At 55.5% G+C, this 10,015-nt stretch carries 9 protein-coding genes; 5 read left to right on the plus strand and 4 right to left on the minus strand.

Annotated features, from left to right (window positions below):
- Positions 1 to 35 precede the first annotated feature (35 nt).
- From VK738_12110 to VK738_12120, 3 genes are all read right to left on the minus strand, one after another.
- Complete coding sequence (locus VK738_12110; GenBank protein ID HTD23393.1) at positions 36 to 1,004, minus strand: ABC transporter ATP-binding protein; 969 nt, start codon at positions 1,002 to 1,004, stop codon at positions 36 to 38.
- Between the two features lie 136 nt (positions 1,005 to 1,140).
- Positions 1,141 to 3,750: a FecR domain-containing protein gene (locus VK738_12115; GenBank protein HTD23394.1), complete on the minus strand. Its 2,610-nt coding sequence runs from the start codon at positions 3,748 to 3,750 to the stop codon at positions 1,141 to 1,143.
- Positions 3,747 to 4,301, minus strand: a complete 555-nt coding sequence (locus VK738_12120; GenBank protein ID HTD23395.1) for a sigma-70 family RNA polymerase sigma factor — start codon at positions 4,299 to 4,301, stop codon at positions 3,747 to 3,749. Before VK738_12120 ends, VK738_12115 begins: the two co-directional genes overlap by 4 nt.
- A gap of 336 nt (positions 4,302 to 4,637) precedes the next feature.
- Between VK738_12120 and VK738_12125 the strand changes: the two genes are divergently transcribed.
- Both VK738_12125 and VK738_12130 read left to right on the plus strand, forming a co-directional pair.
- On the plus strand, positions 4,638 to 5,030 hold the full coding sequence (locus VK738_12125; protein ID HTD23396.1) for a hypothetical protein: 393 nt from the start codon (positions 4,638 to 4,640) through the stop codon (positions 5,028 to 5,030).
- A gap of 146 nt (positions 5,031 to 5,176) precedes the next feature.
- Positions 5,177 to 5,734, plus strand: coding sequence for a cytochrome c (locus VK738_12130; protein HTD23397.1), 558 nt, complete (start codon positions 5,177 to 5,179; stop codon positions 5,732 to 5,734).
- On the opposite strand, the gene VK738_12135 is transcribed toward VK738_12130, so the two are convergent.
- Positions 5,735 to 7,219 (minus strand): PLP-dependent aminotransferase family protein, encoded by a 1,485-nt coding sequence (locus VK738_12135; GenBank protein ID HTD23398.1) that lies wholly within the window; start codon positions 7,217 to 7,219, stop codon positions 5,735 to 5,737.
- A 104-nt stretch (positions 7,220 to 7,323) separates the two neighbouring features.
- Here VK738_12135 and VK738_12140 point away from each other — a divergent pair, with 104 nt between their 5' ends.
- From VK738_12140 to VK738_12150, 3 genes are all read left to right on the plus strand, one after another.
- Complete coding sequence (locus VK738_12140) at positions 7,324 to 7,968, plus strand: carboxymuconolactone decarboxylase family protein (protein HTD23399.1); 645 nt, start codon at positions 7,324 to 7,326, stop codon at positions 7,966 to 7,968.
- A gap of 43 nt (positions 7,969 to 8,011) precedes the next feature.
- Positions 8,012 to 8,710 carry a pyridoxamine 5'-phosphate oxidase family protein gene (locus VK738_12145; protein ID HTD23400.1) on the plus strand — a complete coding sequence of 233 codons (699 nt, stop codon included), beginning with the start codon at positions 8,012 to 8,014 and terminating at the stop codon, positions 8,708 to 8,710.
- 141 nt (positions 8,711 to 8,851) lie between these two features.
- On the plus strand, positions 8,852 to 9,574 hold the full coding sequence (locus tag VK738_12150) for an MOSC domain-containing protein (GenBank protein HTD23401.1): 723 nt from the start codon (positions 8,852 to 8,854) through the stop codon (positions 9,572 to 9,574).
- The last annotated feature ends 441 nt before the right edge of the window (positions 9,575 to 10,015 follow it).

Consider the following 10,015-nt stretch of genomic DNA (forward strand, 5'->3'; position numbering starts at 1 on the left):
TAAAGCCCGACTTCTTAATTTAAGCTTACCCCCGGCTAAAGCCGGGGGCTCCCACCGTGCGCCGCAAGCGGCGCAATTGGAGAAGCACTTGGTTCTTCCATGGCCCGCAGGAAAATATCTTCCAGCGAGTCACGGCGGTGGTTCATGCGCCGGATCTGTACACCCTTTTCAGCGGCCAACTTGTAGATTTGCCGCAGTTCAATCTCATTGGGCAAAACGATCTTCATGCGTCCGCGGCTGAAGAGGGCGCATTCGCATCCCATGTTCTCGGCGGCTTCGGCGAAGGCGTTTTCATCGCCGATGGTCTCGAGTTCAAGGAACTTGCGGTTGGCCTTGCGCTCTTCCTCAAGATTGCACAGCGCCGCAATGCGGCCGTCATTCAAAATCAAGACCTCGTCGCAGCACTCCTCCACGTCGTGCAGCAGGTGGGAAGAGAGAACGAGGTTCATTCCCGGCGTATCGCGGATCTCGCGAATAAGCTGCAGCATGCGCAGACGCGCCGGCGGATCGAGACCGTTGGTAGGTTCATCCAGAAGAAGCAGGTTGGGGCCGTGCGCGATGGCCTGCGCCAGCTTGGCCAACTGCTTCATGCCGAGCGAATAGGTCCCCAGCTTGCGATAGCGGGCCTCGCCCAGCCCGACATAAAAGAAAGCCTCATGTGCGCGCTCCAGGGCCTCTTCCGCGGGCAATCCGGCGAGCTCGGCCATGTAGCGCACAAAGCGCACGCCGCTCATGCCGGCAATGAAAGACTCGTTCTCGGGCATGTAGCCGATCATGCGGCGCACCGCCATGGCGTCGCTGCAAACGTCGCGGCCATGCACCCGCACAGTGCCCTTGCTGGGTTTGTGAAAACCGAGAAGCGTATTGATGAAAGTGCTTTTGCCGGCGCCGTTGGGGCCTAACAAACCAATGGCCTTACCATTGAGCGCTCCACTGAGACCGTGGAGTATTTCACGCCCGCCCAGGCTAACTGTAAGGCCATCGAACTCGATAATTGGCAGCATTCGTTAGATTAGAACCGCGTTTTAAACCTCAGAGGCTAAAGCCCGCGCTCAGGGCCCGACTCAAGTTCGGGCCCTGATACATGTCTTCTCGCTTCAAAATTCTTAAGGCAACCAGTTCTAGATACGTCAATCTCCTTTACTTGGTTCCCTTGGCCAGATCCAGCAAGCGGGTCAACGCCAGAGTATCAGGATCAAGCCCGGGGAATTTACCGTTGGTCACAAATTCAATCTGCGACTCCTCGCCATAGGCCACCGCCATGCTGGGCTTGGAGTCGGCTGCCAGCTCGCGCAGAGACTGAAGCTGGCTGGGGGTGAGGCCCGCAACCGAATCCAGGAGCGGCGCCAGGTTCTGGTAGTACAGCGCCGAGACGTTAGCCTGAGAATTCTGGGGGAGGAGGGCCAGGAACTGCGAAGAGCGCGCCAGACTATCGCTGCTGTTCCGGGTGGCGATGGCTTGCACCAGGATGGCACGCGACGGCCCCGCGATCATGTACCCATCGGCAAAGGTATAGTAGAAGTCTGCGAACGAATCGGCCGAGAGCGCGTGCACATGATAGTAGGTGCGTCCTTCGAACTGGGTTTCGTCATAGGCCAGTTTGGGATAGTTATGCTGAGAGGCTTCGTCATTGTGGTCCTCTACCAAGGTGTGCAGGGTGTTCTGCAATCTTCCAGAGTCATTCACTTCAATAATGAACTTCCAGGAGGGCGTGGGAAGCACGGGCCCATCGAGGGCAAGCGTGGCCTCTCCACCCAAGGTGCTGGCAAAATCATCGCGCAAGCTGAATTTCAGCTTTGACTCCAACTCCGCAAGTTCAGACTGAGCTTGCGGATTGCTGGCCTGGCCAAAGGAAAGCAGATCGTCAAACATGGCTTCGGGCTTCTTGACTACAAAAGAGGCCACCGCACTTGCCTGGGGTGAGACAAATTCCAGAGCACCGATGGGGGCGGGCGCCGCCAACCAGGAAGCAATGCCATGGCGCGGACCGTTGAAGATCAAAACGGCGTGGTTTTCGCTCGTGCTGTTTACATCTTTGGACTCGGCAATCAGATATTTGAGATCGCCGAAGCCGGAGAGGGAAAGGTCTTCCTGATTTCTGGGACCCTTTTGATACATGGCGCGGTGCTGGTGCAGACTTGCGATGTCTGCCGTGAAGAGCAGGCCTATGCCATTGGAATACAGGTTGGTGAGCAACTGGCCGTAAGGAGTTTCGGCAAAACCGCTTTCGGAACTGGATTCAATCCTTGCGATCGTGCTTTTGAGCAGCCCCGGATCAGGTGAAACCAGGACATATTGCGGCAGCACCACCGCAAACAATTTAGTTTCAGGACCGTTGGCAACGACACCATCGAGTTCTGAGGCATCGAGCACTTGAAGAACAGTTCGCCCACCGGGGTTGTTGTTGGCATTGGCAGCCTCGCTTTCCAGATACTCCCGCAACCCTGCACGCTGCACTTCCGCCAGGATCAGCGGTTGGCAGCGTTCGCCTTGCTGCACGACGCTGAATACGGCCTCGTCTCCAAGATATTGGCTGAGCGTCTGGAATTTTTGAATCATCTCCTCCAGCGAGGGATGCCGGCCAGCATTGACCTGCTCCCACCATTTATTCAAAGCATCGCTGCTCTGCAACTGGTCATGCAGAAGCTGATCGGCCTGCTTGAGGGCATCACCATAGTTGGGAGAGCTGGCATAAAGCATGGTGTCTTGCGGTACGAAGCGAAGCAGGCGGCTGCTGTAACGCAAACCCGGCATGGGAATCTTCGCCAGTTTCTTTTCCAAGGAAGCGAACTGGGCCAGTAATTGAAGATACTGGTCGAGATTTCGGCTCCAGGCGATCTCTTTCTTCACCGAGACGGCTTCAGCGCCACTTGCTGTCGAAAGCCCATCTCCCGGGCGGAGCGTCTGTTCCTCGCCGGAGTATGAGACCTTGACGGCGCCCTCGATTACCATTACCCGCGAGTCTCTAATCCCGCTGCTGACCGCGAAGATGGTTCCAGTCACGGCAACGCGGCAATCTTTGGATAGAACATAAAGATGTCCGCTGGTCCGGTGCGCGGCTTGAATCAGGATGTCACCGCGTTCAAGATGGACGGTAGTGTTTTTGCGGCCCTGGCTGACGGAGAATTCTGCGCGCTCGTTCATCTCCACGTGGGAACCATCACTCAGGCGGACAAAAGCGTGACCGCCATTAGGAGTGCGGAGGGTTTCATCCTCGGCAAATTGATCACCGGGACGAACTGCCTGCTCGCCATTGGCTGAAACGCGATACAGCCCTCCGTCAATAGACTCGACAGTGGCCCGCGGTCCGGGCGGAGCGAAGAACCGGTCGCTTTGCATGAAAAGCGCAGCAGCACCAACCGCAACAACAATCATGGCGGCGACGGCATACATCTTCCAGGATAGAGGATTAGTTGCAGCCGAGGGCTTGGCCGGCTCCCATGCAAGCGGAGCAGCAGCGTGCTCGAAGTAACGGCTGCAGCTCACACATTCGTGCAAGTGAGCTTCGACCAGCAACGCGCGCGGAACCGCCAGCTTCTTGTTCTTGTAGTCCTCGAGCAGGGCGCGCACGTCGGCGCATCCGTGAATGGCTCCGGCAGTGGCCGAGCTGCTGGGCTGTGCCCACAGACGGGCCTCGCTTTCGCGCACAAGCTCAGGATTCGGCTGGTCTGCACGAATGGAGTCAATCGTATTTTTTAGTAATGTCTTCAAAGTGTCTTTGGAAGTATTGGAAGTATTTTGGCTGTTCATCGGTTCCCTCTCATGCGCGCCTTGAACTCGCGCTCTAACAGACGCCGCACCCGATAGAGGGTCACGGCGACGGTGGCGTGCGAAATGTGGAGCATACGCGCGATCTCACGGTTATCGAGCTCATCGAAGTAACGCAGGATGAAAATCTCAGCCCAGCGCGGGTTCATGCCGGCAAGAGCGCCGCGCAGCCAGACCTGAGTTTCTTTGGACTCGAGCATGCGGTCGGGAGAAATCTTTCCCCCAGCAGGCAAATCTTCTTCCTGCAGAGGAATGCACCGCCCGTCTCGCCTGGAACGCAACACATCGAGCGACGCATTGATAGCCGCGCGATAAACATAGCCTCCCAGGTTGGAGACCAATTCGCCCGCGGGACCTCGCCGCAATAACCGGAGAAAGAGCGTCTGGAGAACGTCTTCGGCATCGCTGTGACTGCCGGTGATGCGGTAGGCCGCCCGGAAGGCATTGGTGTAGTGAGTGCGGAAGACCTCTTCGATCTCACTGGACCACGGGCGAAGTTCCTTGGTTTGAACCATGACTGCGAATGTTTTCATCCTGCTTACCCCGTCTGTTATCTATGACGATGAAAAGCGGGGATTATTAACGAATATAGCAATTCAGAGTTGGTGTATCCGCGCCAGCACCGGGGCTAAAGCCCATTTGTTTTTGCATCTCAACGTGGGCCTAAAGGCCCACTCTTCCACGGTAGCGGACACAGTCACGGTAGCGGATACAGTAATCGTGAAGCGCTATAGACACCTGAAGAACGCAATAGTATCTCGCTTCTTGCAGGTAATTCCACAGACTCTGATGGATAATATTCGGCTTGGATAGACTCGCGGATAGTCTCCTTATTGAATCTTGATCGAGTTCTCGAGGTTCCACGGAACATGCCAGGAGTTCCAGGCATTCCTTCAGGAGAGGCAAATGATTTCTGGTGCTCACGTAATTGTCTACAGCAAAACGCCGAGGCGGACCGCGCATTTTTCCGCGACGTCCTCGGGTTCAAATCCGTGGATGCGGGCCATGGCTGGCTGATCTTCGCCCTGCCGCCGGCAGAAGCCGCGTTCCACCCGTCCGATGAAAATGGCGCCCACGAACTCTATTTTATGTGCGACGATCTGAAAGCCGAAATGGCTTCCCTCGCGAAGAAGGACGTTAAGTACTCTGAAATTCAGGAAGCACCATGGGGTTCCATTACGAAGATGCGGCTTCCGGGTGGAGGCGAGGTTGGCCTTTATCAGCCGAAGCACCCTACGGCCTTAGGCTTAGTCTTGAAATGAAGCGCCCGTCAAATTAGGAGACCACGGACTCGCACTACAAAGTGCTTCCCTACTGGCTATGTTATATTTTCCTGCCCGGAACAGCGTATGACAATGGCGTATCTGGGTGGCATCGTTGACATTTTTATGACATTAGGGAGCTGCGCATGAAAAGGTTCATCCTCGGTCTCATTTTTGGCGTATTGATAATTCCGGTAGGAGCTTACTTTTATTTTTCGACGGGCAGCGCGCCGGTGGCCACTTCGGCCCCGCCCCTGCCTTTTGAAAAACGGCTGGCACACATGGCGCTTGATGCTCGCATCAAAAAAGAAGCACCCGCTACGCCGGCCCTGCCTGTGAATGATGCCAACCTGCTTGCCGGTGTACCGATTTATCTGCAGCACTGTGCAGTATGCCATGGGCTTCCGGAACAACAGCCCACAGCCATAGCCAAAGGTATGTTCCCCAAACCTCCGCAGTTGTTTCATGGCAAGGGCGTCACCGATGATCCTGCGACGGAAACTTACTGGAAGGCAGCCAATGGCATTCGGCTGACAGGCATGCCAGGGTTTAAAGGGTCTCTGTCTGACAACGAGCTCTGGCAGGTAAGTCTACTGCTGGCCACTGCAGATAAGCTGCCAGCCGCAGTTCAGTCGGCCCTGAGTGGGAGCGGTGCGACGGCAAAAGAAGCAACGCCAGCAGCGAAGAGTGGGCATAAGAAATAGCTAGTGAAGCAGAGCTTGGACGAGTTTGCGAACACCTTCGCGGATGGCTTTCTCACTGTATCCCGCATAGCCCAATATGAGACCGGGTTTCCGTCCGGCACCAAGATAAAAAGCGCTGAGCGGCAGGGCGGTGACTCCGACAGCAGCAGCCTGGCGCACAAGCTTGCGGTCATCACTTCCCTTTTGTAACCAGCCAATCGTGTGCATACCTGCTTCCGGGCGACGTATATCCAAAAATCCCTTTAGTTCTTTTTCGACTGACTCCACCAGCGTTTCCACTCGCTCCAGATAAAGCGCACGCATTCTTCTGATATGACGGCTGAAATGGCCCTCGCTGATGAACTCGGCCAGCACCGCCTGCTCAATGGTGGGCGATTGCCGGTCGGTAATCGCTTTGGCCACCAGAAAGCCTTCCACCAGATCGGGTGGGACAACCAGATATCCGAGACGCAGAGCAGGAAACAGCACCTTGCTAAACGTACCGAAGTAGATGACGCGCCCGCGATGGTCAAGTCCTTGCATCGCAGCCAGAGGACGGCTGGCGTAGCGATACTCGCTGTCATAGTCATCTTCCAGAATCCATGCGCCTGATTTTTGCGCCCAACTGAGCAGCTCCAGCCGCCGCGTCAGTGACATGGTCATGCCTAAAGGAAACTGGTGCGAGGGCGTAACGTAGACCATGCGCGCCCGAGGCCCACGTGCAATCCCCTGGCGGACATCGAGCCCGTCTTCATCCACTGCAACTGGTATCAGTTTGGCTCCAGCGGCATTCAAGGTGGCATAGGCACCTAAATATCCGGGCTCCTCCACCCACACCGAGTCGCCGGGTTCGAGCAGCAGACGAGCAGCCAGGTCCATGGCCTGTTGCGCTCCGGAAACCACAATTACCTGCTCGGGCTCACAGCGCACTGCACGCGCCACGGCAAGATAAGAAGCGATGGCTTGGCGCAAGGGCGTATATCCACCGGAGTCTCCGTAACCAAGCAGTTCGCTAGGCCGTTTGCGCCATCGCCGATTCAGAAGCCGCGTCCAGAGATCAAAAGGGAAAACATCAAACGCAGGAACTCCGGATTGAAACGGCCTCGGCGTTATTGCTTGACGGAACCTGCTTGATCCATACCTTGTCAGACGCATTCCCTGGCGAGACCAGCGGCGCCTTTTACCCGATGCAATCGCGCAGGCGGGTGTGGTTGTGACGCGCAGCATCTCTTCCGGCAAAGCACGCGCCACATAGGTTCCAGAACCTGTAGCTCCTTCCAGGTATCCTTCGGCGATCAGTTGCTCGAATGCGTTGAGAACGGTATTGCGGGAGACGCCCATGTCTTCTGCCAGAATGCGCGTAGAGGGCATTTGCTGGCCGCGAGTGAAGCGTCCTTCAAGAATGCCGCTGCGCAACTTGTCATAAAGCTGGCGATAAAGCGATTCCGATGACTTAGGGTTCGGCGCAAGAGCAGCAGCCACAGCGGCAGAAGAGACTCGTCTCATGCAAATATTAGAACATAAAGTGGCACCATAATTTGTCGCGAAAGTGGCTCTTTAGTTCATACCGCTTTTCGGGCACACTAACTGGTTGCATAGAGGAAAATCCGATGACCGAACAGCGGAAAGCGATGTCAGCGACCAACCAGCCTGCGCCTGCGGATGAAGGGCAGGCAACCACGCAGTCGCAGGAAAAACCTAAGCAAATCATGACTATCGAACAGGAGCTTATCCGCAAGCTGTTTCCTAAACTTCTTTATAACTGGACCCAAGGAGAAATGAATATGAAGTCAAGACTGGATGCGACCAAAGCCTCCCCCAGCGCTTACAAGGCCATGCTGGGACTGGAACACTATCTTGCTCAAAGCAGCATTGAGAGACCGCTGCGCGAGTTGGTGAAGATGCGGGTTTCACAGATCAACGGATGCGCCTATTGTCTGGACATGCACAGCAAAGATGCGCGCGCCGGTGGCGAGACGGAGCAACGTCTGTATCTGCTGAATGCCTGGCGCGAGGCCCCCTTCTACTCCGACCGTGAGCGGGCTGCTTTGGCGTGGGCCGAAGCTTTGACGCTGGTCCATGAAACACACGTTCCGGATGAAGTATATGAAGAGACCCGCAAACATTTCAGCGAGGCGGAATTGATGGACCTGACACTGTTAGTCACCACTATCAATAGCTGGAACCGGATTGCGATTGCGTTTCGCTCCGTTCCTGGAACCTATAAACCAGCACAGCAAGCAGTTGCTGTTTAAAACCGGCAGAGATTGTGCGCCTCCAAAGTTGGAAGCAAAGCTCATGGAAACGAATATACTCGCTACGCAAAACACAGGTGAACGATCTCGAATTCGACGGCATCCTGAACGAGCTGTTCCGGGCGAGGCAAGCAATATCCTCGCCCAGGGAACGGTTGCGCACGTGGGTTTTGTGAAGGATGGGCAGCCGTATGTTATCCCTTTCACCTATCACTATGATCCGGCGCAGCCGCAGCGGCTGTATCTGCACGGATCAACCGCCAGCCGCACCCTGTTGCACCTGGCGGCGGGTGCACCCGTATGCGTAAGCGTTACGCTCGTGGAGGGCTTGGTTTACTCGCGGACGGCGATGAACCACTCCATGAACTATCGCAGTGCGGTGTGCTTTGGCCATGCACGCCTGCTGGAATCAGAACAGGAAAAGCGTGTGGTATTCGAAGCCATGATTGGCCGCTACTTTGAAGAACGCACGGCCGGACGGGATTATCAAGCCCCTACTTTGGAGCATCTCAACGCCACCACGCTGGTGGAAGTTGAAATTGAAGAGATGAGCACCAAAGCGCGCAGCGGCGGTCCCACCGGTCCGCATGATGCTGATGCAGAAGCTAAAGGAAGCTGCGGAGTGGTGGAGGTGGGTTCAAGTAAGTGTCCTTTTTCCGGAGCCTCTCCACAAAGTAAAACTGCAGCCAAGACCGATAAAGCTACTTTAGCAGCGGTGCGTGGATATAGAGGTCTGTGTTGAGATCGAAAAGCGAGAGGCCGCATATCAGCGCAAGAAAAATGCGGAGAAGAAACGAAAGGCTGCCTAATCTGTAATCGCCGCGCCCGGTCAACTCAACCGTTGGGCGTCTACATTGTCAGTATAGAGTTGCTATGGAGTCATATGAAGCTAGGACGAATTAGTGCCATCTTTCGTTACCCAGTTAAGTCAATGGCCGGTGAATTACTAGATGTTGCAAGGCTAAGTTGGCATGGCATTGAGGGTGATCGTAGGTTAGCTTTTCGGCGACTCACTGACAAAAGTGGGATGCCCTGGCTGACAGCGAGCAAATTACCGCAGTTGCTCCTCTATAAACCATTCGGGCTCGACAGCAACACTGCCGAACTGCTTCCGACGCACATTCGTACGCCGGACGGGAAAGAGTACGAACTACGAAGCGACGAACTACGGGAGGAAATTTCGAGCCGGTATGGCAGTGATGTCGAATTGATGAATCTCAGACATGGCGTCTTCGACGAAGCCTGTATTTCGGTAATCAGCCTCGGCACAGTGCATGGCGTCGAGCGCGAGTCAGGCCGAGACCTTGACATTCGCAGATTTCGACCAAACGTTGTGATCGAAACCGATAGCGCTGAGCCGTTTGAGGAAGACAGATGGGTGGGCCGCGCATTGATATTTGGTGAAGCGAACAGCGGGGCAGCCCTCAGGGTTACTATGAGGGATGAGCGATGTGTCATGGTTAATCTTGACCCAGACACAGCCAAGCCACATTCTGAAGTGATGAAGACTGTTGTTCGTATGAACAAGAATTACGCCGGCGTATACGGCACGGTGTTTAGGGCGGGCGAGCTTCGTGTCGGTCAAGTCGTGACCTTGGGAGGGTAGGACATAGTGAAGCGCATCAGCGCCGTTGCACAGGCACGCCGCCCACCAGCTCGTTGGACCGGATCGCGGGGAGCCAACTGCCACAGGTCAGTCAAGTATAGAATTACTTAAATCAGGACATAACTTCTGCAGACGTCAACAAAGCCCACCCACATTCTGAATGACTTACGGCACAAAATCATCAAACGGCAAAGCAGGACCAAGAATTTGGTATTTGCTAATAGCAGCTTTTTGGGAGTATAAAAACCTAGCGTAGTAGCCAGCCTGAACGCCGCCCCCCCAACGGACAGGAGACGAGGAGGCCCTGGTGGCCAACCCCGGGCGTAGGCCGCCCTCCGACACACATGCCGGTATTGCCGGAACCAATCCGGCGCCCGTTCGAACGTTGCATGAAGCGGAAGCGCTCTATCGCAGCCTGTTCAATCAGATAGCGGATGCCGT

Source organism: Terriglobales bacterium (assembly GCA_035487355.1).
In the GTDB taxonomy this organism is placed as follows: domain Bacteria; phylum Acidobacteriota; class Terriglobia; order Terriglobales; family Acidobacteriaceae; genus QIAW01.

Excerpts from the sequence above, each read along its gene's own strand:
- VK738_12110 (HTD23393.1), bottom strand. The coding sequence starts at position 1,004 with ATGCTGCCAATTATCGAGTTCGATGGCCTTACAGTTAGCCTGGGCGGG.
- VK738_12115 (HTD23394.1), bottom strand. The coding sequence starts at position 3,750 with ATGAACAGCCAAAATACTTCCAATACTTCCAAAGACACTTTGAAGACA.
- VK738_12120 (HTD23395.1), bottom strand. The coding sequence starts at position 4,301 with ATGAAAACATTCGCAGTCATGGTTCAAACCAAGGAACTTCGCCCGTGG.
- VK738_12125 (HTD23396.1), top strand. The coding sequence starts at position 4,638 with ATGCCAGGAGTTCCAGGCATTCCTTCAGGAGAGGCAAATGATTTCTGG.
- VK738_12130 (HTD23397.1), top strand. The coding sequence starts at position 5,177 with ATGAAAAGGTTCATCCTCGGTCTCATTTTTGGCGTATTGATAATTCCG.
- VK738_12135 (HTD23398.1), bottom strand. The coding sequence starts at position 7,219 with ATGAGACGAGTCTCTTCTGCCGCTGTGGCTGCTGCTCTTGCGCCGAAC.
- VK738_12140 (HTD23399.1), top strand. The coding sequence starts at position 7,324 with ATGACCGAACAGCGGAAAGCGATGTCAGCGACCAACCAGCCTGCGCCT.
- VK738_12145 (HTD23400.1), top strand. The coding sequence starts at position 8,012 with ATGGAAACGAATATACTCGCTACGCAAAACACAGGTGAACGATCTCGA.
- VK738_12150 (HTD23401.1), top strand. The coding sequence starts at position 8,852 with ATGAAGCTAGGACGAATTAGTGCCATCTTTCGTTACCCAGTTAAGTCA.